Here is a 23054-nt window from a genome sequence, read left to right on the forward strand (position 1 = left end):
TGCCGCGCTTCACTTGCTTTAAGCGTGTTGTGTTAACTTCTCCGTAAAGACGGCCAAACGTTCCATGGCCGTTTGAATGTCACTCATTGATGCCGCGTAGGAAATCCGGAAATAGCCTTCGCCGCTCTCGCCGAAACAGTTCCCCGGCGTCACACCCACCTTGCCCTCTTCGGCCAACTTCTCGGCAAATTCAACCGAACTCAACTGAAATTCGGCTGGAATTTTCGAGAAGGTGTAGAAGGCCCCGGCGGGTTTTAAGGTTTGATACCCCAAGTCGTTAAGCTTGGCCACCACAAAGTCGCGTCGTTGTTGGTAAGCTTCGCGCATGGGTTTAGCGTCATCCCGACCAGTGGTCAATGCCGCTAGCGCCGCGTACTGGGCCGGATTCGACACGCTGGTCACGGCAAACCCGTGGACCTTGGTGGCGTTAGCGATAAAGTCGGCTGGGCCCACGAAATACCCCACCCGGTAGCCGGTCATGGCGTGGGACTTGGATAACCCGTTGACCAGGATGCTCTTGCCCGGCAGGAGTTCGGCCATCGAAACGTGCGGCTGACCGTACGTCAATTCAGCGTAAATTTCGTCGGTCATCACGTACATGGACTGGTCGCGGACCACGTTCGCAATCTCTTCTAGCTGTGGTCGGGTGTATTCGAAGCCCGTGGGGTTGCCCGGGAAGTTCAAGACCAGTGCCTTGATGTTCTCGGCCCCTTCACGGTCGATCACGGCCTGTAAATGTTTCCCGGTCAACTGGAACCCGTCGGCCGTGGTGTCGATTTCCACCGGAATCGCCCCGAAGAGCTTGACCACCGCCATGTATAACGAAAACGTTGGCGTGGGGATCAGGACCTTGTCACCGGGGTTTAAAATGGCACCGAACGCCGCGAAGATGGCTTCCGTGGCCCCGACCGTGACCACGACTTCACTTTCGGGGTCGTAGTGGACGCCGAACCGGTCGTCCAGGTAATCACTGATGGCCCGCCGCAGGGGTAAGATCCCCTTTTGTGGCGCGTAATGGGACTTATTAGCTTGAATGCTCTCAATGGCGGCCTGCTTAACGTGTTCGGGCACGTTAAAGTCGGGTTCGCCTAACGTTAACTTGATTAAATCAGGAATCTTCGCGAATTTCTGGGCGAAGTACCGAATCGGGGAAATCCCGATGGGAGCTACGGTTTGGTTCACGATATCCTTGACGTTTGCATCTAATTGGGGCATGCGCCCTCACCTCATTCATTAAATTTTAGCTGGTGTGGTTCGGTGTTGGTTATTGTCGGGCTCACTGACCCAAAACGATAAAGCTAACCAGCATGTTACTAGCATACCCTGAAACCGTTCACTTGTCTGCGTTTTCACAAATTGTTCATTTTTCTGCCGGAGCAGCGCCAGACCTGCTGACCTTAAATCAACTGTTCCAACCCCACGATCAGCTCGTCACGCGTCATGACCGCGTCTAAAGCCAACCGCACGCCGGTCATGAACGAGGCCCGGTCGGTAGTACTTTGCTTGATGGTCAGCGTTTCGCCGGGGCCGCCAAAGATGGCCTCCTCGTCAGCCACGAAACCGGGTAAGCGAATCGCGTGGATCTTGATACCGTGGTAATCACCGCCGCGGGCACCCAACGGGTCTTGTTCTCTGGGGTTCCCTGGTTCGTCGTGACCCTGAGCATCGTAGATCAACTTCGCCGTGTTCAACGCGGTCCCGGATGGGGCGTCGCGCTTATCGTCGTGGTGGTATTCCACCACCTCGGCGTGGTCGAAGTATTTGGCGGCCAGCTGGGCGAACTTCATCATTAAGACGGCCGAAACACCAAAGTTAGCAGCGATGATCCCGCCCACGTGCCGTTGATTGGCTAATTGTTGCAGCTCGGCGATCTGAGCCTCGCTCATCCCGCTGGTCCCGATGACCGGGCGAATCCCGTGCTCAATGGCGAACTGAGTGTTGGCAAACGCTCCGCTAGGCGTGCTGAAATCGAGCCACACGTCGGCGCCAATCGTGATTTGATCGAGCTGGTTAAAGACCTGTACGGTCGGAGCCAGGTCGTACGTGGCGGGCGTCAAATCCGTCACGGACGGGTTATAGACCCCGACCAGTTGGAGTTGCGCATCCGCTTGAATCATGGCCAGGACCTTTTGCCCCATGGCGCCGGTAAAGCCGGACACAATCGCTGAAATCATTCCTGAACCTCCTCTTCGTCACCTAACGCCCGGTACAGCTGGGCCTTTTCGTCCGCCGTCAACGCCTGAATCGGCAACCGACAGCCGCCGACCTGGTAGCCCCGGTCGTTTAAGACGGCCTTGACCGGAGATGGGGACGGGTACATGAACAGGGCCGCCATCTTAGGCGTCAATTGCCGCTGTAGCGCGCCAGCGTGCTGAACGTTGCCGGTCGCTAGACTGTGGTACATCGCGGCCATCTGGTCACCGTAAAGGTGGGAAGCCACGGAAACCACTCCGGTCGCCCCAATCACCTTGGCAAACAAGGCCTGGGCGTCCTCGCCGGTGTACACCAGAAAGTCCTGCGGCGCGTGTTCGACGATATATTCCAAATCACTCAGCGAGCCACACTGCTTGATGCCCGCCACGTTGGCGACCTGGGCCAGTTCCACCACGGTTTCCTTGGTCATGGTGACGCCGGTCCGACCGGGAATGTTGTAAATGATGATGGGAAGCCCCGCCGTAGCCGCGATGGCCTTAAAGTGGGCAATCATCCCCCGTTGATTGGGTTTGTTATAGTACGGTACGACTTCCAAGGCGTAGTCGATACCCGGAATCTGGGCGACCTTTTGGGTAAAGTCGATGGTCGCCTGGGTGTTGTTACTCCCACAACCCGCAATGATCATGGCCCGACCGGCCACGATTTTAGCGAACCGGGTGTAAAGTTCGAGTTTCTCCGCTTCGGTCAACGTAGGGGTCTCTCCCGTAGTCCCCCCAATAACGAACCCGTTAGTCCCCGTGGCCAATAACCGGTTGGTCAGGTGTTCTAGGGCCTCGTAATTGATGGCCGTTGCGTCAGCGTTAAACGGTGTGATGATCGCCGTGATTAAATCTGCTGTTTTCACCATGTCCACTCCTTTTTAAGCTTGCATACGATATTCTAAAAATCCGGTCATGGCCGTCACGCCCGCCATGATGGCCGCTTCGTGCGGTACAAAGTTGGCGGCGTGAAGCGCGCCGGGACTGTCCACGCCCAACCAGAACATGGTCCCCGGAATCTGCGCGAGCAGGTAGCCGAAATCCTCGCCCGTCATGGCCGGTCGCGTCTCCTGAAAGGCCACTTGCGGTGCGTGTTGCATATAGTCGATGAAGCGTTGGGTCAATTCCGGATTGTTTTCGACGGGGTAATACCCGCCCTGATTGAAGTCGACGTCGATGGTCGCGTTGTAACTGGCGGCCACCCCGTTGGCGACCTCCTGGACCCGTTGCCGGATGCGCAACAGCATCTCCTGGGTCAGTCCGCGAATCGTGCCTTCCAACCGGGCCTCCCCGGCGATCACGTTCCGAATCGTACCGGCTGTGACCTTACCAAACGTAATCACACCACAGCGCGTGGGGTCGATGTCCCGCGAGATGATGGTCTGTAACTGGAGGATCAACGCGGCGGCAATCACCACGGCATCGGTCGCCTCGTGGGGAAAGGCCGCGTGGCCACTCTTACCGTGAACGGTCAGGTTGACCTCCGTGGTTCCGGCAAACAACGTGCCGTTGCGACACCCAATCGTCCCGGTAGGCAGGTCGGGGTTGTCGTGCAGCCCGTAAAATTCGTCGACCTGGTACTCGCCGGTCAAGAGCCCCAAATCATAGGCCTGTTTACCCCCGCTTTCGCTTTCTTCGGCGGGTTGGAAGAAAAAGACCAGGTTATCTACCGGCTGATGGTCCGCAAAGTAACTCAGGATACCCAGCGCCACACTCATGTGAATGTCGTGACCGCAGGCGTGCATCACGCCGGGATGGTGGGAACGCACCGCGTGGTCGGCCGGCTCACTGACCGGTAAGGCGTCGATGTCGGTCCGGTAACCGATGGTCCGTTGCGGCCGACTACCGGCGACCCGCACCAGTAAAGCCGTGGGTAACCGCGAATCCTCGTGAACGGTCAGGTAGGTCTGCGGCAAGCCCGCAATAACTTCCTTTAAATAGGCGTGCGTTTTAGTCTCGTGTAGCGCCAGCTCCGGGATCTGGTGGAGGTGGCGGCGAATCTGGATGAGTTGGTCTGCCGTTAAACTCATAGGCGCCGCAGATCCTGTTCGATGTGGGTCTTGTCGACGGTCTGTTGGTCCTTGACCTTTAAGATCCGCGCGGGTACCCCGGCAACGACGGCGTTAGGCGCCACGTCCTTGGTGACCACGGCGCCGGCCCCGACCACGGCGTTATCGCCGACTTCGACGCCTTCCAGGACCACCGCGTTGGCACCCACCGTGACGTTGTTGCCGATGGTGACCGGCTTAGCGGAAGCGGGTTCGACCACGCCGGCAAGCACGGCGTTTGCCCCGATGTGGGAATTCTCACCGACCGTAGCCCGGCCGCCCAAGACGGCCCCCATGTCGATCATGGTCCCCGCCCCGATTTCGGCCCCGATGTTGATCACGGCCCCCATCATGACCACCGCGTTATCGCCAATCGTGACCTGGTCGCGAATGATGGCACCCGGTTCGATGCGGGCGTTGACGTGTTCGATTGGGAGTAACGGGACCGCGGAGTTCTGCGCGGTCACTTCTAGATGGTAATCGGTGGCATCCCGGTCGGCGAGTAGTGGGGCAATGGCTCGGTAATCGCCGTAGAGAATGGCGAAGTCCGCCGTCAGGAAGCTCTGCACGTCTGCCGGAATATCGGCGGTCGTGAAGTGACCCTTCACTGTGACCTTGACCGGCGTGACCTTCTGGGCGTTACCAATGTAGGCAATAATTTCTTCAGCACTTAACTTTTGCATCTCATTCTCTCCTATCTATAGGTACGGTTGATCCAACCGTGTCAAATCGGCGTAACTTTCGCGTTGGACCACGCACTTGGCCTGGCCATTTTCAACGAAAACGACGGCCGGTCGCGGATTACGGTTATAATTCGAGGCCATCGAGTACCCGTAAGCCCCGGTCGCTAGAACCGCCACCAGGTCTCCCGGCACCACGGCGGGTAATTTAGCCTGGTCGATCAGGATGTCGCCGGATTCACAGTACTTGCCCGCCAAATGCACGGGTTCGATCGTTGGCGCGTTCAGGTGATTGGCACAAACCGCTTCGTATTTGGCTTGATAGAGGGCCGGCCGGATGTTGTCGCCCATCCCCCCATCGACCGCCACGTACGGGGTCAGTTCCGGAATATCCTTCCGCGACCCCACGGTGTACAGGTTGTAGCCGGCCGGGCCGACGATCGACCGCCCGGGTTCGATCCACACTTCCGGCAAGTCGAGTTGGCGTTGTGCGACCCGCTTCTTGAGGGCGTTTGCGATGTCATCGATAAACGTTTCGGGGCCTAACGGGTGGTCGTCTTGGGTGTAACGAATCCCAAAGCCCCCGCCCAGGTTCAAGATCTGGGGCACGTAATGGAACTTCGCCCGCCAGTCGGCGGAAATGTCCACCAGCTTGTTGACCAACATCTCGAAGCCTTCGGGGCCAAAAATCTGGGACCCGATGTGGGCGTGAATGCCAATCAGGTGCATCTGTTCAATGTTCAAGACCGCTTGCACGGCTTGGTCGGCCTGCCCGGAATCGACGTCGAACCCGAACTTACTGTCGACCTGCCCGGTCTGGATATACTTGTGGGTGTGGGCCGAGATGCCCGGCGTCAACCGCAACATCACATCGGCGTTCGTGTTCTTTTCCAATAAAATCTCGTGTAAGAGTTGAATCTCATAAAAGTTATCTAGGATGATGACCCCGATATGGTGATCGACCGCCATTTCCAGCTCGGCGCGGGACTTGTTGTTCCCGTGGAAGCTAATCCGGCTGGCCGGTAACCCCGCCTGCAAGGCCGTGTAGAGTTCCCCGCCGGACACCACGTCCGTGTGGATCCCCGTTTGGTTGACCAGTTGGTACATCGCTACCGTGGCGAAGGCCTTGCTGGCATAACTGATTTGGTACCGTAGCCCGTTAGCCACTAAACTATCTCGAAAGGCTTGAATCTGTTGGCGAATCGCCGCCACGTCGTAGACCACCAGTGGCGTCCCAAATTGGTGGGCCAACTCGACGGTGTCCACCCCGCCAATCATTAAATGTCCCGCGGCACTCGCGGTTAAGTCTGGATTCTTCATCTGCTGCTCCTACCTTTCACCTTAGCCCGGGAACGAAAAAAGGGATCTCTTTGTTTGCTCACGTAAACAAAGAGATCCCAGATCTGATCAGAGTCTGTATCTTTTATCGTCGTAAGCGCCCCGTAGCCGACTATTTTTTGCTACGACAGTTCGGATCCTCTTGGTGACCCGTCCCAGCTCACTAGGCCCTGTATGACCTAGCGCTTCGGCAACCGCCCCTTTCTCCCCGGTCGGCGTTCATACAGGAACTCGCGGAGATACTCATGTTGGTTGCAACCTCTATCATTCAATTGTGTTTTAGATTATAACAGTTCTCATAATTCGTCAAGGGGTCTCATCGTTTTTCCAAATGTTTTCTAACTTTACGAATCAAATTTAAAATTCTGCGCTTGATTTAATCCCAAAAACTGATAAAGTCGTCATTAAAAATAGATGAGTCTTTTTTAATTCTTTGAGGTGATGAATGTGAAAGTCGTTAAGTTTGGTGGGAGTTCATTAGCCACCGGCCAACAGGTTAATAAGGTTATTAATATCATTAAGGCCGATCCGGATCGGCGGGTCGTGGTGACCTCCGCTCCCGGTAAACGGTTTGCTGGAGACATCAAGGTCACCGACCTGTTAATCCAATACGCGACCCAGGTCCAACAGGGAAGTGATTACCAGCCAACCGTGACGGCAATCAGTGACCGGTACCAAGAAATCAGTGACTACTTCGAACTCCCCGCCACCACGTTAACGCTGATCCAACAAAAGTTGACCGCGTTAGCCACCACCACGTTCAGCGACGACGACCATTTAATGGCGGCCTTCAAGGCCCACGGCGAGTTGCTCAACGCGATCCTATTGGCGGCCGTCTTGAATCAACAGGGGATTCCGGCTAAGTTCATGGATCCCCGCACCGCCGGCATCCTGGTCACCGGCCAACCCAACGACGCCGACGTCTTGCCCGCTACCTACGCCAACCTGGCCCAGCTGCAACCGCAGGATACCCGCCTGGTCTTTCCGGGCTTCTTCGGCTACACGCCGGACGGTGACATTTATACGTTTGCGCGCGGCGGGTCCGACATCACCGGCGCCATTCTGAGCCGAGGGTTAAGCGCCGACCTCTACGAAAACTTCACCGACGTCGACGCCATCTACGCGGCGAACAATCACGTGGTCGACCACCCCGCCGTCATCCAGAAGATGTCCTACCGGGAAATGCGGGAACTGTCCTACGCCGGTTTCTCCGTCTTCCAGGATGAAGCCATCATTCCCGCCGTGCAGGGGCAGGTCCCGGTCAACGTCAAAAACACCAATAATCCCAGCGCGCCCGGGACGTTAATCGTGCCGTCCCAGTTCGTGTTCAACCCGGCCTCACCTATCACGGGGATCGCCAGTTCGAACCGGTTCTCGGCCCTGTACCTCCACCGTTACCTGCTCAACAAGGAAGTCGGGTTTACCCTGAAACTGCTCGAGATTTTCCGGCGCTATAATATTTCCTACGAACACATGCCGTCCGGGATCGACGACCTGACCATCATCTTCGACCGGTCCAAATTGGACAGTGCCACCATCAAGGCCCTGTGCAACGATGTCCGCCAAACGTTGGCTCCTGATTATCTGGAATGGATCGACGATTACGCCATCATTATGGTGGTCGGCGAAGGCATCGCCCACAACATCGGCACCATCGGCAAGGTCATCGATTCGTTGACCGAACACAACATCGCAATCCACATGATCAACCAGGGGGCCTCACGGATCTCCATCATGCTCGGCGTTCAATCCAAGGACGCCGATAACGCGGTGCGTCGCATCTATCAGACCTTCTTTCAACCTAGCGAGGTGACTAATCAATGAGCACCCTAACCAAAGCCCACGGCTCCGAAAACCAATTCTTCATCCTGGACCAGACCCAACTCGACCAACCGTTGAACGACGGTGAGTTAAGTCAGCTGGCCATTCAAATCTGTAACCCCGCCCACCACGTGCTCGACGGTGCGGACGGCGTGCTGGTAGTCAACACCACCACCCACCCCGACTGTCTGGGCGAAATGCGCATCATCAACGCCGATGGGAGTGAAGCCAAGATGTGCGGTAACGGGCTTCGGACCGTGACGCGCTACTTAGCCGAGAAGTTCCAACAAACCAAGTTTAAAATCGCCACCCCGTTCATGGATTTGGCCGTCGAACAGGCTCCGGCCTTGGCGCCCAAAGTTCCGGCCTACAGCGTGCAAATTGCGCCGATTTCCATGGCCGCAGCCGACCTGCCACTACACTACCACGACCAACCCGTGCTCGATAACCAACTCGTGCCCGAGTTTCTCCCGGAACAGCGCTTTACGGCCATCGCCGTGCCCAACCCGCATTTGATCAGCTTCGTCGACCAGATCAATCAGGCCGACCTCGGCCAACTCGGTCAGGGCTTAAACGCAACTAATCCCTACTTTACGGAGGGCGTCAACGTAAGCTTCGCGGTCATTGAAGGGCCCAACCAGCTCTTCGTGCAGACCTACGAACGCGGCGTGGGCTTCACCAACGCCTGCGGGACGGGAATGTCGGCCACCAGTCTGGCCTTCGCCCGTCAATTTGCTGACCAGTTCGATCCGGCTCACCCGATTACGGTCCGGAATCCGGGCGGCTTAGTTCAGGTCCGCGTGGTGTTAGGCGCTACGGCGGCAACCAGCCAACTCCACCTGATTGGCAACGCGACGTTTACCGCTAAGCTCGACCTCCCCGAAGCCGATTTACACCACGTCAACTTGACGCACCTGACGAGTCGACCGACCGACGAGGAGGCCGCCTACCAGGCCTTCGTCCAAGCGGCCAACGACCACGCTGCGTCGTCTGAAAATTAAAATTATGACCTTCGACTCACCCAACTTACCGTTGGGTGAGTTTTTTGCTTGGGCGTAGAACGTTGACCGTCGCAAAAAAGGGGTTGCCCACTTCGGCAACCCTTTCGATCTGCTATAGTTGATGCTTGACTACTTCACGTTCGCGTAGGCCTTCGCCAAGCCTAACTTATCGGCTTTCGTTAAATTTCCATTCCACCAACCAGTCTCATTCACCAAACTCCTCTTAATAGTAGTGGAGTTGTCAAGACCTAATCCGACCGCAATCGCTTCTGCTGCATTTACGGTCTCCATGGTTTGACCATCAACTACCATATTATCGTTGGGATAAAAAGCTTGTTTGCCGCAGACTTTTCGATTCAACCGTAGCCTTACATGCTTAAAGACGTGTGTTCCATCATCTTTATTCCGCAAAAAATCCCAATCCGCAGTCGCATACTTACCTTTAAATTTTGCGACAGTGGTCAGCGTCATTTTGGCCTTTTTCTTTGAAGTGGCTTTTAATTTAATAGTACCATTGTGGTCGAACTTATGTATGGCCTTTTTCCAAACCTTTTGCCAATGCTTGGATGACGAGTTGATATGATAGGTGACGGTGCGCGAAGCAAAATGGCCCCCGACATTGGGCGTAACCGCACTAGCACTGGCTGACGTGCCGCCACCAAAGGCGAACATGCCGATGACCACGGCACCGCTCACGGCAATTTTCTTAATCAAACTGTTCTTCATGCTGATAATTCCCCTTTTTGTAAGTAATGTGCCAAGTGTAGCATAGTGCCACGACACATTATGGCGTCACCTGCTAAACGGGATAACTTTTTTAAATAAACATGTTTTTGTGGGTCATTTTTATCATGGCTATTATTCCCCCTTAGAAAACCAGCTTATATGGTCTCAACTCCGAGCCCGTCCCGTTCCAGTCAACTGCTAAAAAAATCCCGCATCGGCCTAACGCCAATGCGGGATTCCCTAATCATTCTCTTTTAAATGAAACTAGTCTTTTTTCCGAATCGTGAAGCCGTGCTTGGCCCCTTCGGAACGCCGACCACCATTGCTGCGCCGGTCGCGATTACCGCCCCGGTTCCGATCATTCCGGTCGTTGCGGTCGTTACCGCCCCGCCGGTTACGGTCGTAGTGCCGATGTTCGCCACCGCCACGGTGACCGCCGTTACCACCACGATGGTAACCGCCACCACGGTGATAACCACCACCGCTACCGTGACGCTTGCCACCGCGCTTAGGCAGTGGCCGTTCCGGCGTAATCTTAACGGGTACCTGGCTGTTGTCATCCTTAGTGACTGCGTTTAATAACGCCGCCGCTAAGTCTTCAGCATCGTACTCGTCCAGTAAGCTCTTCGCTGCGTCCGCGTACTTTTCGGTATCCGTCTTGTTGATCAGATCAGAAACGGCTTCCTTAGCCACGCCCAATTGACCGACAAAGGCTTCTTCGGCCGAAGGTGGCTTCAGAGGCAGCATCCGCACTTTGGTCAACTTTTCGATTTCGCGTAAGTAACCCATTTCGTTTGGCGTCACGAAGGTCATGGAGACCCCGTGCTTCCCGGCACGGCCCGTCCGGCCGACCCGGTGAACGTAACTATCTGGATCTTGCGGAATATCGTAGTTGTACACGTGGGTCACGTCGTTGATATCGATCCCCCGGGCAGCCACGTCGGTTGCGACCAGGATATCCAACTTCCCGTGACGGAATTCGTTCATGATTTGGGTCCGGCGCTTTTGCGTCAAGTCCCCGTGAATTCCGGCGGCGTTATACCCGCGGGCTTGTAACCCGTTGGAGATTTCGTCGACCCGGCGCTTAGTCCGCGTGAAGACGATGGTCAAGTCTGGGTCTTGCACGTCGAAGAACCGCGTCATGATGTCAAACTTTTCAAAGTCCCGGGAACGCACGTAGTATTGGTCGATCAGATCCGTAGTCAATTCCTTGGCCTTGATCTTCACGTGCTTCGGGTCTTGCATGAATTGCACACCGACCCGCTTGATTTCGGGTGGCATAGTGGCGGAGAACAGCATGGTTTGCCGTTCTTCTGGTAATTGCTTGATAATGTCTTCAATGTCGTCCAAGAAGCCCATGTTCAGCATTTCGTCGGCTTCATCTAACACCAACATTTGAACGTGGTCCAGCTTCAAGGTCCGCCGCCGGATGTGGTCTAATAACCGACCGGGCGTCCCAACGACGACTTGGGGGTGGTTCTTTAAGCTCTTGATTTGACGCCGGATATCCGCCCCACCGTAAACCACTTGGACGTTGGCCCGTTCGTTACGGCCTAACTTATAGATTTCTTCTTGGGTCTGGATGGCCAGTTCCCGCGTTGGGGAAACCACTAAGGCCTGAACGTTCGGATTGTTTTTATCAATCTTTTCCAGAATGGGGAGTGCGAAGGCCGCCGTCTTACCAGTCCCGGTTTGGGCCTGGCCAATCACATCTTGGCCAGCCAAGACCATCGGGATGGTTTCGGCTTGAATTGGGGTCGCTTCTTCGTAACCTGCTTCAGTAACAGCTCTCAGTAGGTCCTCGGAAAGACCCAGTTCTTTAAACTTCAAGTATAATTTCCTCCTAATAATGAGTACGTCACCCTAGTGCCTTGTTCGTCTTGGAAAAAATCCGTTTCCCGTGAGGCGGCTAACAATTGGCTAGAGCGGAGTAAGTTCGATTCTTAAATTTTACAACTCAACCATCATACAACGCCGGATTAAAATAAGCAACTTCCAAGACTCCTGGAAATTGCTTACATTTAAACTATTTTCATTTTTTTTCAGTCGGGAGCAGTTGGGCCAGCACGTTTTCAAGGTGAATTCCGTGCGATCCCTTTAATAAAATCTGGTCGTCGGCCGTGACCGTCTCCTGTAAGGCCGCCGTGACGCCCGCCAGATCCGCGCTATCGAAGTGCGTGACGGGGAGTTCCGGTGCCTCGGCGGCTAGTGCGGCCTGCAAAGCTTTCATTTGCGGCCCCACCAGGTAGACGTGGGCAAACTTGGTCGGGTCTAAGGCGCTAGCTAACCCGGCGTGAAGCTCGGCGGACTGATCGCCCAGTTCCAACATGTCACCCAAAACCACTAGGCGCCGGCCCTTGACCGGCGTTTGTCCGAAGGCGTGTAGGACCTCGCGGACCGCCGTGGGGTTGGAATTATAGACGTCACTCAGGAGGCTTTCCCCCTGCGCCCCGGTCAACCATTCGGCCCGGTTCTTGGTCAACGGCACCGTTTGCAGCGCCTTTTGCGCGTTCTCCGGCCGAATCCGGTACAGGTCAGCCACCGCCAGGGCCGCCAACGCGTTGTTGACGTTGTAATCCCCGATCATCGGCACCGTGAAGCGGACTTCGGGCCACTTGTTGGTGGTGAAGCTGGTGCTAGTCGGCGTGTCGGTCACCTCGGTAGCGTACAGGTCGTCGGTCTCGTGACGGCCAAAGGTCACCTGTTGTTGATCGAGGTCGGCCACCCGTTGGCGTAACAACGGTTCGTCGCCGTCGTAGACGAAGAAACCATCGTCGCTCAGGCCGTGGGTGATTTCGAATTTAGCATCTGCGATTTTATCACGGGTACCGAAGAATTCGATGTGGGCCTCACCAATCATGGTGATCACGGCCACGTCCGGCGTAACCAGCTTACTCAGAAAGTCCAGCTGACCGGGACGATCCATCCCCATTTCCACCACTAACATCTCGGTGTTGGGTTCCATCGACAGCACCGTCATCGGCACCCCGATTTCGTTGTTGAAGTTGGCGTAGGTCTTGGTCACGTTAAATTGCGTGCTTAACAGCGCCGCAATCATGTCCTTGGTCGTGGTCTTCCCGTTGCTCCCGGTAATGGCAACCACCCGGGGATTGATCTTGGTCAAATAATAACGGGCTAACGTTTGTAAGGCGGTCAGCGAGTTTTCGACTTGAATTACGGGGAAATCGGCCGGGGCCTTGGCTAAATCTTGGGCCCATAAGGTCGCCGCCGCACCGTGATCAATCGCCGATTGGATAAACTGGTGACCGTCTTGTTCTCCGGTCAATGGGATAAAGAGCCCTCCTGGTTGGAGGTGCCGACTATCAAACGCCACGCTAGTCACGTTGACGCTCGCCCACTGTTCGTAATCATTGATTGCCCCGACTGCATGGGCAATTTCCGCAAGTTGCATCTTCATTTTGTCTAACTCCCATTTTCGCGTGGCACTGCCGCCACCCGTCATTAGCTTTCTCGGGCCCAGCCGGTCCGGGATAAAATTCTGATTCTCATTATACCATGAATCCCGAACGGAAAATTGAAAATCCCGAATTGGTTGGGACCGTTCCCCCGACTGCTCCCCACCGGACCGTTACCCGCCCAAGCGGTCTGGCGCCCTTCGCCTACTCAACCAGTGGCCAAAAGAAAAACCCCCGTCACGATTGACCGTGCGGGAGTCCTTTAACCTAGATTAAGTCGGCAACCTCACTAAATTCCTGGTTGTCGTGAATCGTGAGTGCCCATTCGCGGGTAGTTAGATCATACCGGAGACTCGCCACTTCCTTGGAATCGGCGTACACCTCTTCTTGGGTGTGCCAGGTGGCTTGATGTTCGGGATGGTGCACGGCCCGGACCGGAATCATGTAGACCCGGTGCCGTTCCACCAATTGGTCGAAGGCAATCACCGCGCCGTCCATCAACCCTTCCGTGAGTTGTAGCAGGATTTCGTGCGGCACATCGCTGATGGCTAACGGCCGGGCAAAGACCCACCGGTTGTTGTGCATCGACCGCAGGTGCCGCTTGATGCTGACATCCAACACGTGGTTGAAGTTGCCCAGCTGACGGTAATAGATCTTATAAAACCCGTCGCGGAGGGTCAAAAAGGCGTATTCATTTTGTAACTTCGCGTAAAACGGGGTCCGGAGATGAGTCTCCATGTGCCCCAGGTACAATAGTTCCGCAATTTCTGACGGGAGTAAAAAGTCTAAATCATCCGCGTGGACGTAATCGAGCCATTTGACCGCAGCCGTGTGCTTCGCTAGTAAGTAGCGCCGCACCTGGGCCTGGCCAGCGATGGTTTGAAAACGCGTGTGCGGATTCAACGTGACGTCGGTCCCAGCCTCCGCATTAAGCAGGAGTAGCTGATTGGGGACCTCGGGGACCCCGTTTAAAAAATCGGCGGGTGACACCCCGAGCGAGTAAACCATGTTGGTAACGGGTTCTAAACTGAGATAGACAAAATTTCCACGCATGCGCTTTACACTCTTTCTACTAAAATTCCTTTCCCATTGTACACCGAAACACCGCCGTTTCGGTGAGTTTTTTGGTTACATTTTTTCGAGACGGGCGATCCGATCGGCAATTGGCGGATGGGTCGCAAATAAGTCCGTCATTTTCCGTTTGTTTTTAAACGGATCCCCGATGTACATGGCCGCACTGCTGGGGTCGGCCTCCTGCATCGGTTCGCTGTTGTCGATCTTTTCTAACGCCGAGATCAACCCCTGAGGATTCCGCGTCAGCTCCACGCTAGACGCATCGGCCAGGTATTCACGATTCCGTGAGAGGGCCATCTGGGCAATGCTGGCCGCTAACGGCGCCAGGAAGATCAACAGGATCGACACCACCATGGCTAACGCCCCACCAGCGGAATCCCGGTCGTCATCGTCGCGCCGACCGGCCCCGAACCACATCAAATTGCTGGCCAGGTTGACCAGAAAACTGATTGCGGCCGACAGGGCCAACGCGATGGTTTGTAACCGAATGTCGTAGTTCCGAATGTGGGAGATTTCGTGCCCAATCACGCCCTCGAGCTCTTCACGGTTCAAGCGCGTCAACAACCCGGTGGTCACGGCCACGGCCGAATGCTCAGGGTTGTTCCCCGTGGCAAACGCGTTGGGACTAGCATCGTCAATGATGAAGACCCGCGGCATCGGCACTTGACCGACCATCGCCATGTCTTCGATCAGGTGCCAAAGCTGTGGCGCCTGGTCTTCATTTTTGATCTCTTGCGCGTTGTTCAGGCTCATGACCACGTCGGTCGAGTTACTGATCATGATGACCATATACACAGCCGTCACGACCACCGCCCACAGGCAACCGGTCACCCAATTGCCGGCAAACACGTCCCCTAACGCCGCCCCTAAGGCGACCACTAATAGCGTAAAACCGGCCATGACGTAGCCGGTTCGTCGTTTGTTCATGGCAATCTGTTCATACAACATAGAATCGCCTACTTATTATCGTTGCCAAAGTCGTCAAAGTTCACGTTTGGCGCCGCTTTTTCTTCTTCCGGAACCTGTAAGTACGCTTCTTGCTTGAAATGGTGAATGTTCGCCACGATGTTACTTGGGAAGGACTGCACCTTCATGTTCAAGCTGGCTACGGTACTGTTATACAACTGCCGTGAGTAGGCAATCTTGTTTTCCGTGTTGGTCAGTTCTTCCATTAATTTCGAGAACTGCGTGTTGGCCTTCAAGTCTGGATAGTTTTCCGCGACCGCAAACAGGGACCGTAATGTCCCGGATAAGGCGTTGGACACTTCCATCGTTTGTTGCCGGTCGCCGGCAGGAACCGCCGTCAATTGGTTCCGTAATTCGACAACCTTCTTCAACGTTGATTGTTCATAGTTCGCGTATCCCTTGGTCGTGGAAACCAAGTTTGGAATCAAATCGTTACGCCGTTTGAGTTGCACGTCGATTTGACTCCACGATTCTTGTACGTGTGTGCGGATTTGGATGAAGCCGTTGTACAGCATCACATACCAAATCACTAATAAAACCACCACAATAATGGCAATAATCCAAGCCATCGTGACCACTCCTCCAATTAAATTTGTTAGACTTATCATAACAAACGCGGTAGGGCGACACCAGCATCTACCCAGCAATTTTACCAATCCTTTAGGAGGTTCACCATATGCACCATATTTTATTCGTTTGTCTCGGTAACATCTGCCGCTCCCCCATGGCCGAAGCCATCGCCCAGCAGGTCATTGACGACCACGGTTGGCAGGCCCAGTTTTCCGTTGAGTCCGTTGCGACTAGTCCCGAAGAAGAGGGGAATCATCCCCACCCCGGCGCGTTAAAGGCCATGCGCCACCACGGCCTTGACGCCAGTGCCCACCGCTCGCGGCCCATCACCGCGGCGGATTTCGACTGGGCCGACACCATCATCACCATGGATCACGCCAACGTGGCCAATCTCCAACGCATGGCCCCCTCAGCCGCCGATGCCGCTAAGGTCAAGCTGTGCTTAGACATTCTCCCCGGACGGCAGGGACAGGCCATTGACGACCCCTGGTACACCCATAAATTCGAACTGACCTACCAGGAACTTGCCGCGGCGGTACCCGCCTGGTTAGAAGCGTTAAAATAGCATCGCCTCTAGTATAGCCAGTCAACCGCCCAAATCTGTCAAAAAAGCTTCACCTGATTAAACCTAACACTCAAACGTGGTCATTTCGCACAGGAATGGCCACGTTTTTTTGCGTTGGTTGGACAAGAGTTCTAGGCTCTTCTTCGTCTCCGAATATCTGGTGTCGAAACGTGCGCCAAAAGGCAGCTGGTTCCGCTTAACCCCTTAAATCGTTAGCCAATCCAGGACCAGGATTATCCGCCTTACGAATCGTTGTTCATGCTCGCCAGCTAACCGCCTTTCGTCCCACTCTTGTTTTTTTGCGTTGGTTGGGTCGCTAATTCTAATTTGGTTGGGGACACCCCGGATTCCCCTTCCTATAATAAGACCCAACAACTAATTCAAGTGAGGTAATTTAACCATGACTTTTCTATTTCAGGGGCTCACCATGGGGCTCGCCTACGTGGCTCCCATCGGCCTTCAAAACCTATTCGTGATCAACTCCGCGCTGGGGCAACCCAAGCACCGTGCGCTCCTGACCGCGTTTATCGTCATCTTCTTTGACATCGCATTGTCGTTGAGCTGCTTCTTTGGCATCGGCGCGCTGATGCAGCGTTACGCCTGGCTCCAAGCCGTGATTCTGTTGGTCGGCAGCCTGATCGTCCTGTTCATCGGCTTCGGCCTCCTGCGGACACACCCCACCACCCAGGCGCCCCAAGCAGTCGTGACCGCGTTGGGCAAGACCATTGTGACCGCGTTCGTGGTGACCTGGTGCAACCCCCAGGCCATTATCGACGGCACCATGCTCCTGGGAGCCTTCCACGTCTCTATGCCCGCCAGCAGCGCCACACCCTTCATTACCGGGGTCGCGTTAGCCTCCGTGATCTGGTTTGCGGGTATCACCCTGTTGATCTCCCGGTTTAAGACCGTCTTTAACGCGAAGCTGCTCCGCGGCATCAACCTGGTCTGTGGGGGCATCATCATCCTCTACGGCGCCAAATTACTCTGGACGTTTATCCAGTTGGTCCACTAAACCTAAAGCCCCCGCAAACTCGATCGAGTTTGCGGGGGCTTTAGGTTTAGCAACTATTTCAATTTTACTTGAAGCGACTTACCAGCAATTAGTCCTCCTGGTTCCGGTCGCGCCGGTTGCGCCATAAGAGATACAAGATGATGGCCAGCAACAGCACAATCACCGCTCCGCCGGCAACGAACCACCAGAAATAGCTCTTCTGTTGCGGCTGGTTGTATTTATTAGCCAATTGATTTAACTGCTTATCCGTAATGGTAAAGTTCCGAACGAAGTGCCATTTGTACCCGCCCTGGGCCGTGGCATCCAGGGTCAACGTGTAGGTCCCGGCCTTCAGATTTTTATTCCCAAACGGTAAAGCATAGTTGAAGCTACTGTTCGGGGCCATGGCCAGGTTGGATTTTTCGTTTTGTAAAATCACCTTGTCACTACCCTGCGCGGTCACCTTGGCCTTCACCTTCAGGTTACTCATAATGCCCGGTTCCGGGTTTTGGAGCTTGGCGTTGACCTGATTTAAAGAATTACTTTGGCCGGCCTTCACGGACAACAGGGTCATGTTCGGCGCCACGTTGACCGCCGATTCGCGTAACCGGACCCCAATCACGTACGCGAACGAATTGGTGATGTTCACACCCTTTTTCGCCTTTTGATCGGTATTCGTGACCTTCTGCACGTTGATTCCGCCCAGCACCATCCCGTTAAGTTTCTTAGCGGGCATCTTCAACTGGACCGTGACCGTTTTACTCTTCTTACCCGGTACCGTCACGGTTGGCAGGCTCTGCGTCGCAAAAATGTCCTTAATGCCGACCTTCAACGATTGGTCTAGCGTGGGGTGACTCTGGCTATAATCGATGACCCCGTTATCGTTCGTGATGGCTTGGTTCACGCTGACCTTGAACTTCGAAGCGCTCTTGGTCTGGTTGGAAATTACGACCGATAACTTTTGCTGTTGCTTGGGCTTGACCCGTAACGCGAAATACGTGGCCGCAGAATCGTCCTGATTTTTCGGCAACACGGCGTTCACGGTATACCCCACATTCTCGGCGTGCGCCACTTGCTGATAACCACAGATGGCGAGTAACAACGTCCCTAAAACTACCGTCCATTGCCAAAATCGTTTCATGATTCACTACCTCCAACTTGTTTAATTTGTGTACATTATAACAAATGGTGCCCCGGCCGTCCGGTTTGCACCCTTCGCGGCTTACGATACAAAAGAGCGGTAGCATCTCATCGGCCACCGCTCTTTGGGTTAATTTTTCATTGTGGTGTATCCGTTAGTAACCAGGAAAGGGTCCCCTGATAGGTCTGCTGGCGGGTGACCGCCGACGCTAAAACGTTGAGACTCGTGGGCGCCGCCGACTGCGTATTCAGGCGCAGTAGCCACGTCCCCACTCCTTGCGGTTGCGCCGGAACATCCTGAGCCTGTGCGACCAGCGAATAACTGCCGATTGGTAAGGCATTGGCCGCGACCACACTCGGGTAGTTCACCTGACCACTGTTCTCACTAGGCAAAAAGTAGCTGGTCCCTAACGACAGGGTCGCCTGGGTAAGCTTCGTTGCGTCCTGCTGACCCACCAACGGTTCCGGCTTTAGTAACAGACTCCAACCGGTCCCCGTACCCCGCCGATCGCTCACTTGCACGAAGGCCCGGGGATTGGTGGCCGTGGCTTGAATAAACGCGCCGGTCACCTGTTGCTGCTTAAACTTTAGGTTCGACACATAGTCCAACGTCAGCTGGCCCTGTGACCCCGTACCCTCATTTCCCGGGTCGAGGGGGTCCCCCGGAAAGGGATTCCCAGAACCATCGGGATTGACCGGCGCAACTGGTCCGGTCGGCGACCCCGGTTTCAGGGTCACCTGGCCCGTGGACTTTTGCATCGAGGTCGTCGACTCGGCGGCCGCCAACGTTGGGGTCAGAAAACTCCCGACTCCCAGTACTAACGAGGCCACAATCAAGAGTAAGGATCCCTTCATCCTGTAGCCTCCTCGTCGTATTGCCTGCTTTAGTGTCCCGCTGCCTCGTCCCACTTAACCAATACGATTAGTAAGCCGAAGTCTGGCCGTTTTGCGAAGCCCCTAAGCCCGCTGGTGCGTTGGTAATCGTCCACGTCAGGGTCGTACTGTAGTCGCCCGCCACGTTCCGGGGGTTCACTTGTAAGTTAGCACTTTTGTAGTTCATGTTCCAGGTTCCTAAACCACCACCGACAACCGCTGTGGCAACCGGCTGGTTTTCTGAACCTTCTGTATTTAGTTTCGCCTCATCGAAAGTCGGCGCTGCAGATAATTGTGCCGTACTGTCACTAGCTCGCGTTGAGTTCGTATCTTCACTCCCCGCACCAGGCGTTGCGGCCCCAGGCGTCAGGCTGATCGTACTAGCCATCAACGTGGTAGCTCCCGACTTCATTGCGTCGTTGCGCACTTGAACGTTCCAACCCGTGCCAATCCCGGGGTTCACGACCGTTACCGCCTGGTTAGCCGCTTCATTGTTCCCCGACAATTTTCCGTCCAGGTTAAAGGCCGTCTTCCCATCTAACTCTTGGGCACCGAAGTCGATATTCGGCACGTTAGTTAACTTGATTCCGCCGGCGTCCCCGTTACCGTTCCCGTCGGTCGACGTGTCGCTTCCGGCCGTCAGGCTAACTTTAGCAGTCGTCGTTTGCGTCCCAGATTTTACGCCATCGTCAGCGTTAGCCGTTACCGTTGCGAGGCTCATGCCCGCAACCGCTGCCACCGTTGCCAGTAATTGTAAAGTCTTCTTAGTCATTATATACACTCCTCATTCTATGAACGCCGGTTCCTCCGGCTCAGCTTCCATACCCAAAACATTAATCCCAAAATGATCACACCGAGTAACCCGAATCCGGCCCATTGCTGTTCCGATAATTGGGGTAACCGCCCGGTCGTGGGCTTTGTCGCCGTCGCAGCCTGCGCGGCGGTGCCGGTGGTGGGCCGACTACCCGTGACGGTAGCGGCATCCGCACCCGTACCAGCTTGGCCGTTAGTGTTGCCGGTGTTTGATTGACCGGCGTCATCTTCGTTCCCACTAACTACCGCGCTGTCACTACCACTCTGCACGCTTTTAGGCGGTGTTAATTGCACCTCGTATTGTGATCGTTGGCTGTCCGTTGCCGCGAGGACCGGAGAACTCAGTCCCCAGACTCCTATGACGACCCACGTCAATAGGAGACAGATTTTACGAATTCGCATAACAATCCCCATCCTAAGCACGACGGCCTAAAAACCAGTGATTTCTATCAATTCTCTCTTTAACTTAGCCGACCACTTTAGCGCTTTAAAGGGTCTACTAGTTAATCTTTTAATTACTACTTCTTGAAGTCATCGATGATTCATAAGTATAATATCATGCTAATAATCTTTTGTCCACAAATTGCTAGTTGTGCAATAAAATCAACTATGACTTGATAACCCAGACTTCCAAATATGAGTTTCAGCTTATTTTAGCATTCGCTATATCCCTTGATATAGTAAGCTGCACTTCCAATTAGCAGTTTAACTAATCCGATATTGTTATTTTTATATCCAAAATTAATTCTTAATCTTCAATTTCAATATTTTAAGTTACAATGTAAAACAGTTCTACTATAATTCAGCCCCAATTAGGCCTTTAGGCACAAAAACAGCGACCCCCAATCACCTGGTGGTCGCTGTTTTCAATGACTTCAAATTAATACCGGTTGTTAAAGCTCCCCGCAAACCCCTTGCGCACGCTCAACGGGGCCTGCCGGTACGGCATCTGCTTCACGTATTTCCCGCGAATCATCAACCGGTTGGCCCCGGTCGCATCACAGGTGATCAGCGTGACCAGCTTCTGCTTGGTCTGCGCCACCACCTGCACGGCGGTCGCCGGGATAAATTTCCGCACCGTCACGCGATACTCGTAGACCTTCGAGGCGTTGGTCAGATAAATCTTTTGGCCGACCTGCGTCTTAAAGTACAGCGGACTGAATAAGATGGTGTGTGACACCATGTGGTGCCCGGCCAGCGGATAATTCCCCTGACCCATCTTTTGGTCCGCCCGCATGGTTCCCGCGGTCAGGGCCAAGACGTCGTTACTGACCCCCTTGGCGATTGGCAAATGAATATCCGACTGGGGCATATAAATCTGGCCCACCACGTGAATGTCTTTGGAATTCAATCGTGCCTTGGCGACCGTCGAAAAGTCTAACGATTTGACCTTTTTAAAGTCGTACGAGGCTTTTTTCTTTTGATTTTTCCGGACCGAACCGGTCGTTACCTTCGGTTGGTAAGACGACACCATCCAGGTCTTGATCTGTTCGTTGAAAATCAATCCCAGTGAGACCAGGATCAAAATCAAGAACAGCAGGGTCCCCCACCACCGACGGCGAGTCTTTTTTCTTGGCGTATCTGGCATCTTCTAAGCTCCTTCCCCAAGTCCCCTTGATTTTACCGCAGACGACGACCGAAAGTCCACAAGCAGCGTCCTCCCGTTAACGCCAACTGCCGCTCCCATCAAGAATTTCTGACGGGGAGCGGCAGCTTACTAGGCTTGCACTTGTGCAATCAACGTTTGTAAACTCTCAATGCCGTACCGGTCCATCGCGGCGGGCAGGTCGCGCACGATGTCGGTACAGGCCGTGGGGTGCCCATAGGTCGCGGCCCCGACTTCGACCGCGTTAGCCCCCGCCAAGTAAAATTCTAGCACGTCTTCGGGCGTAAAGACTCCGCCCACCCCGATAATCGGCAACGCGGTGTGCTGGCGGACTTGGTGAATCATCCGCACGGCTAGCGGGTGAATTGCCCGTCCCGACAAGCCGCCGGTTCCGTGCGCCAAGATGGGTCGCCGGGTAGTCAGATCGATGCCCATCCCCGTCAGGGTGTTAATCATGGTCAACCCGTCGGCGCCCCCGGCTTCGGCGGCCAGGGCGATTGGGACGATATCCGTCACGTTCGGGGTCAACTTCATGAAGACCGGTTTGGTCACCGCCGTGGTGATGGCCCGGGTCAGGTCCTCGACCGTCTGGGGATTCGTGCCAAACGCCAGGCCACCGTGGGTAACGTTAGGACACGAGATGTTGATTTCCAGTAGTTTCACGTTAGGCACGGCGTCAAGTTGTCGGGCCACACTCACGTATTCCGCGACACTGGCGCCGGCGACACTCCCCACGATGGGTAAGGTCGGGTAGTGGGTGGCTAACCAGGGTAACTTGTCACTCACCACGTTGGCCACCCCGGGATTCTTCAACCCGATGGCGTTCAACCATCCCGCGGCCGTCTCCGCCGTGGTCGGTCGGGGGTTCCCCGCCTTGGGTTGGGCCGTGGTCGACTTGATCACCAACCCGCCCAACGCGTTGAGGTCTAATTTCTGCGCCAATTCTTGACCGTAGGCGGCCGTCCCACTCGCCGGCATGATGGGGTTCTGTAGGGTTACCCCCGCTAAATTCACACTTAATCGTCCCATGGTTTCCTCCTATTATATGTGGCTCTATGTTCATTACCCTCTTAGGGTATCATGGCTTTCCATGCCAAAACATACTCGCCTCGACATGCAATTATCGGATAGCATAATATTTTTCCTGTAGTCGTTTGGAAACTCGAATACGTTTTAACGCTCAAAATCGGGTGATTGAAAAACGCGCCAAGGTTACTATTAACTTCTAGTATGA

General features: G+C 54.8%; 22 protein-coding genes and 1 riboswitch. Of the genes, 4 read left to right on the forward strand and 18 right to left on the reverse strand.

What is annotated here, in order from left to right:
- Positions 1 to 18: 18 nt before the first annotated feature.
- From FD38_RS03620 to lysA, 6 genes are all read right to left on the reverse strand, one after another.
- Positions 19 to 1215: an aminotransferase class I/II-fold pyridoxal phosphate-dependent enzyme gene (locus FD38_RS03620; RefSeq protein WP_057731211.1), complete on the reverse strand. Its 1197-nt coding sequence runs from the start codon at positions 1213 to 1215 to the stop codon at positions 19 to 21.
- Between the two features lie 182 nt (positions 1216 to 1397).
- On the reverse strand, positions 1398 to 2174 hold the full coding sequence (dapB, locus tag FD38_RS03625) for a 4-hydroxy-tetrahydrodipicolinate reductase (protein ID WP_057731215.1): 777 nt from the start codon (positions 2172 to 2174) through the stop codon (positions 1398 to 1400).
- Positions 2171 to 3061 carry a 4-hydroxy-tetrahydrodipicolinate synthase gene (dapA, locus tag FD38_RS03630; RefSeq protein ID WP_057731218.1) on the reverse strand — a complete coding sequence of 297 codons (891 nt, stop codon included), beginning with the start codon at positions 3059 to 3061 and terminating at the stop codon, positions 2171 to 2173. Before dapA ends, dapB begins: the two co-directional genes overlap by 4 nt.
- A gap of 12 nt (positions 3062 to 3073) precedes the next feature.
- On the reverse strand, positions 3074 to 4222 hold the full coding sequence (locus FD38_RS03635; protein ID WP_057731221.1) for an N-acetyldiaminopimelate deacetylase: 1149 nt from the start codon (positions 4220 to 4222) through the stop codon (positions 3074 to 3076).
- Complete coding sequence (gene dapD, locus FD38_RS03640; protein ID WP_057731223.1) at positions 4219 to 4923, reverse strand: 2,3,4,5-tetrahydropyridine-2,6-dicarboxylate N-acetyltransferase; 705 nt, start codon at positions 4921 to 4923, stop codon at positions 4219 to 4221. Before dapD ends, FD38_RS03635 begins: the two co-directional genes overlap by 4 nt.
- Before the next feature lie 15 nt (positions 4924 to 4938).
- Positions 4939 to 6240, reverse strand: coding sequence for a diaminopimelate decarboxylase (gene lysA, locus FD38_RS03645; RefSeq protein ID WP_057731225.1), 1302 nt, complete (start codon positions 6238 to 6240; stop codon positions 4939 to 4941).
- Between the two features lie 105 nt (positions 6241 to 6345).
- Positions 6346 to 6530, reverse strand: a riboswitch (Lysine riboswitch).
- Between the two features lie 175 nt (positions 6531 to 6705).
- On the opposite strand from lysA, the gene FD38_RS03650 reads away from it, so the two are divergent.
- A complete protein-coding gene (locus tag FD38_RS03650; protein WP_057731228.1) occupies positions 6706 to 8082 on the forward strand; it encodes an aspartate kinase in 1377 nt (458 codons plus the stop codon).
- Positions 8079 to 9080, forward strand: a complete 1002-nt coding sequence (gene dapF / locus FD38_RS03655; RefSeq protein ID WP_057731231.1) for a diaminopimelate epimerase — start codon at positions 8079 to 8081, stop codon at positions 9078 to 9080. Before FD38_RS03650 ends, dapF begins: the two co-directional genes overlap by 4 nt.
- A 129-nt stretch (positions 9081 to 9209) precedes the next feature.
- Here the strand turns inward: dapF and FD38_RS03660 are convergent, their stop codons facing one another.
- From FD38_RS03660 to FD38_RS03685, 6 genes are all read right to left on the reverse strand, one after another.
- Positions 9210 to 9806 carry a hypothetical protein gene (locus FD38_RS03660; protein WP_057731234.1) on the reverse strand — a complete coding sequence of 199 codons (597 nt, stop codon included), beginning with the start codon at positions 9804 to 9806 and terminating at the stop codon, positions 9210 to 9212.
- A gap of 264 nt (positions 9807 to 10070) precedes the next feature.
- Positions 10071 to 11636, reverse strand: coding sequence for a degradosome RNA helicase CshA (cshA, locus tag FD38_RS03665; RefSeq protein WP_057731236.1), 1566 nt, complete (start codon positions 11634 to 11636; stop codon positions 10071 to 10073).
- A gap of 202 nt (positions 11637 to 11838) precedes the next feature.
- On the reverse strand, positions 11839 to 13224 hold the full coding sequence (locus FD38_RS03670; protein ID WP_057731239.1) for a UDP-N-acetylmuramoyl-tripeptide--D-alanyl-D-alanine ligase: 1386 nt from the start codon (positions 13222 to 13224) through the stop codon (positions 11839 to 11841).
- Between the two features lie 265 nt (positions 13225 to 13489).
- Positions 13490 to 14275 (reverse strand): hypothetical protein, encoded by a 786-nt coding sequence (locus tag FD38_RS03675; protein WP_057731243.1) that lies wholly within the window; start codon positions 14273 to 14275, stop codon positions 13490 to 13492.
- Between the two features lie 75 nt (positions 14276 to 14350).
- Complete coding sequence (gene htpX / locus FD38_RS03680; RefSeq protein ID WP_057731246.1) at positions 14351 to 15244, reverse strand: zinc metalloprotease HtpX; 894 nt, start codon at positions 15242 to 15244, stop codon at positions 14351 to 14353.
- An 8-nt stretch (positions 15245 to 15252) separates the two neighbouring features.
- The gene (locus FD38_RS03685) at positions 15253 to 15831 is read right to left on the reverse strand and encodes a LemA family protein (RefSeq protein ID WP_057731248.1); all 579 of its coding nucleotides are present in this window, start codon (positions 15829 to 15831) and stop codon (positions 15253 to 15255) included.
- A 107-nt stretch (positions 15832 to 15938) separates the two neighbouring features.
- On the opposite strand from FD38_RS03685, the gene FD38_RS03690 reads away from it, so the two are divergent.
- Positions 15939 to 16397 carry a low molecular weight protein-tyrosine-phosphatase gene (locus FD38_RS03690; protein ID WP_057731251.1) on the forward strand — a complete coding sequence of 153 codons (459 nt, stop codon included), beginning with the start codon at positions 15939 to 15941 and terminating at the stop codon, positions 16395 to 16397.
- A 400-nt stretch (positions 16398 to 16797) separates the two neighbouring features.
- Positions 16798 to 17409 carry a LysE/ArgO family amino acid transporter gene (locus tag FD38_RS03695; RefSeq protein ID WP_057731253.1) on the forward strand — a complete coding sequence of 204 codons (612 nt, stop codon included), beginning with the start codon at positions 16798 to 16800 and terminating at the stop codon, positions 17407 to 17409.
- 88 nt (positions 17410 to 17497) lie between these two features.
- On the opposite strand, the gene FD38_RS03700 is transcribed toward FD38_RS03695, so the two are convergent.
- The 6 genes from FD38_RS03700 to FD38_RS03725 form a co-directional block, all read right to left on the reverse strand.
- On the reverse strand, positions 17498 to 18529 hold the full coding sequence (locus FD38_RS03700) for a WxLIP family cell surface protein (RefSeq protein ID WP_057731255.1): 1032 nt from the start codon (positions 18527 to 18529) through the stop codon (positions 17498 to 17500).
- A 137-nt stretch (positions 18530 to 18666) separates the two neighbouring features.
- A complete protein-coding gene (locus FD38_RS03705; protein WP_057731257.1) occupies positions 18667 to 19383 on the reverse strand; it encodes a WxL domain-containing protein in 717 nt (238 codons plus the stop codon).
- A 67-nt stretch (positions 19384 to 19450) separates the two neighbouring features.
- Positions 19451 to 20173, reverse strand: a complete 723-nt coding sequence (locus tag FD38_RS03710; protein ID WP_057731260.1) for a WxL domain-containing protein — start codon at positions 20171 to 20173, stop codon at positions 19451 to 19453.
- 17 nt (positions 20174 to 20190) lie between these two features.
- A complete protein-coding gene (locus tag FD38_RS03715) occupies positions 20191 to 20616 on the reverse strand; it encodes a hypothetical protein (RefSeq protein WP_147007828.1) in 426 nt (141 codons plus the stop codon).
- A gap of 478 nt (positions 20617 to 21094) precedes the next feature.
- Positions 21095 to 21802 (reverse strand): class A sortase, encoded by a 708-nt coding sequence (locus FD38_RS03720; protein WP_057731265.1) that lies wholly within the window; start codon positions 21800 to 21802, stop codon positions 21095 to 21097.
- Between the two features lie 129 nt (positions 21803 to 21931).
- Positions 21932 to 22849 carry a dihydroorotate dehydrogenase gene (locus FD38_RS03725; protein ID WP_057731267.1) on the reverse strand — a complete coding sequence of 306 codons (918 nt, stop codon included), beginning with the start codon at positions 22847 to 22849 and terminating at the stop codon, positions 21932 to 21934.
- Positions 22850 to 23054 lie beyond the last annotated feature (205 nt).

The organism is Levilactobacillus zymae DSM 19395, from assembly GCF_001434115.1.
In the GTDB taxonomy this organism is placed as follows: domain Bacteria; phylum Bacillota; class Bacilli; order Lactobacillales; family Lactobacillaceae; genus Levilactobacillus; species Levilactobacillus zymae.

What these genes read in the sequence shown, in the direction of transcription:
- FD38_RS03620 (WP_057731211.1), bottom strand. Translation starts at nt 1,215, where the DNA reads ATGCCCCAATTAGATGCAAACGTCAAGGATATCGTGAACCAAACCGTA.
- dapB (WP_057731215.1), bottom strand. Translation starts at nt 2,174, where the DNA reads ATGATTTCAGCGATTGTGTCCGGCTTTACCGGCGCCATGGGGCAAAAG.
- dapA (WP_057731218.1), bottom strand. Translation starts at nt 3,061, where the DNA reads ATGGTGAAAACAGCAGATTTAATCACGGCGATCATCACACCGTTTAAC.
- FD38_RS03635 (WP_057731221.1), bottom strand. Translation starts at nt 4,222, where the DNA reads ATGAGTTTAACGGCAGACCAACTCATCCAGATTCGCCGCCACCTCCAC.
- dapD (WP_057731223.1), bottom strand. Translation starts at nt 4,923, where the DNA reads ATGCAAAAGTTAAGTGCTGAAGAAATTATTGCCTACATTGGTAACGCC.
- lysA (WP_057731225.1), bottom strand. Translation starts at nt 6,240, where the DNA reads ATGAAGAATCCAGACTTAACCGCGAGTGCCGCGGGACATTTAATGATT.
- dapF (WP_057731231.1), top strand. Translation starts at nt 8,079, where the DNA reads ATGAGCACCCTAACCAAAGCCCACGGCTCCGAAAACCAATTCTTCATC.
- FD38_RS03660 (WP_057731234.1), bottom strand. Translation starts at nt 9,806, where the DNA reads ATGAAGAACAGTTTGATTAAGAAAATTGCCGTGAGCGGTGCCGTGGTC.
- FD38_RS03670 (WP_057731239.1), bottom strand. Translation starts at nt 13,224, where the DNA reads ATGAAGATGCAACTTGCGGAAATTGCCCATGCAGTCGGGGCAATCAAT.
- FD38_RS03675 (WP_057731243.1), bottom strand. Translation starts at nt 14,275, where the DNA reads ATGCGTGGAAATTTTGTCTATCTCAGTTTAGAACCCGTTACCAACATG.
- htpX (WP_057731246.1), bottom strand. Translation starts at nt 15,244, where the DNA reads ATGTTGTATGAACAGATTGCCATGAACAAACGACGAACCGGCTACGTC.
- FD38_RS03685 (WP_057731248.1), bottom strand. Translation starts at nt 15,831, where the DNA reads ATGGCTTGGATTATTGCCATTATTGTGGTGGTTTTATTAGTGATTTGG.
- FD38_RS03690 (WP_057731251.1), top strand. Translation starts at nt 15,939, where the DNA reads ATGCACCATATTTTATTCGTTTGTCTCGGTAACATCTGCCGCTCCCCC.
- FD38_RS03695 (WP_057731253.1), top strand. Translation starts at nt 16,798, where the DNA reads ATGACTTTTCTATTTCAGGGGCTCACCATGGGGCTCGCCTACGTGGCT.
- FD38_RS03700 (WP_057731255.1), bottom strand. Translation starts at nt 18,529, where the DNA reads ATGAAACGATTTTGGCAATGGACGGTAGTTTTAGGGACGTTGTTACTC.
- FD38_RS03705 (WP_057731257.1), bottom strand. Translation starts at nt 19,383, where the DNA reads ATGAAGGGATCCTTACTCTTGATTGTGGCCTCGTTAGTACTGGGAGTC.
- FD38_RS03710 (WP_057731260.1), bottom strand. Translation starts at nt 20,173, where the DNA reads ATGACTAAGAAGACTTTACAATTACTGGCAACGGTGGCAGCGGTTGCG.
- FD38_RS03715 (WP_147007828.1), bottom strand. Translation starts at nt 20,616, where the DNA reads ATGCGAATTCGTAAAATCTGTCTCCTATTGACGTGGGTCGTCATAGGA.
- FD38_RS03720 (WP_057731265.1), bottom strand. Translation starts at nt 21,802, where the DNA reads ATGCCAGATACGCCAAGAAAAAAGACTCGCCGTCGGTGGTGGGGGACC.
- FD38_RS03725 (WP_057731267.1), bottom strand. Translation starts at nt 22,849, where the DNA reads ATGGGACGATTAAGTGTGAATTTAGCGGGGGTAACCCTACAGAACCCC.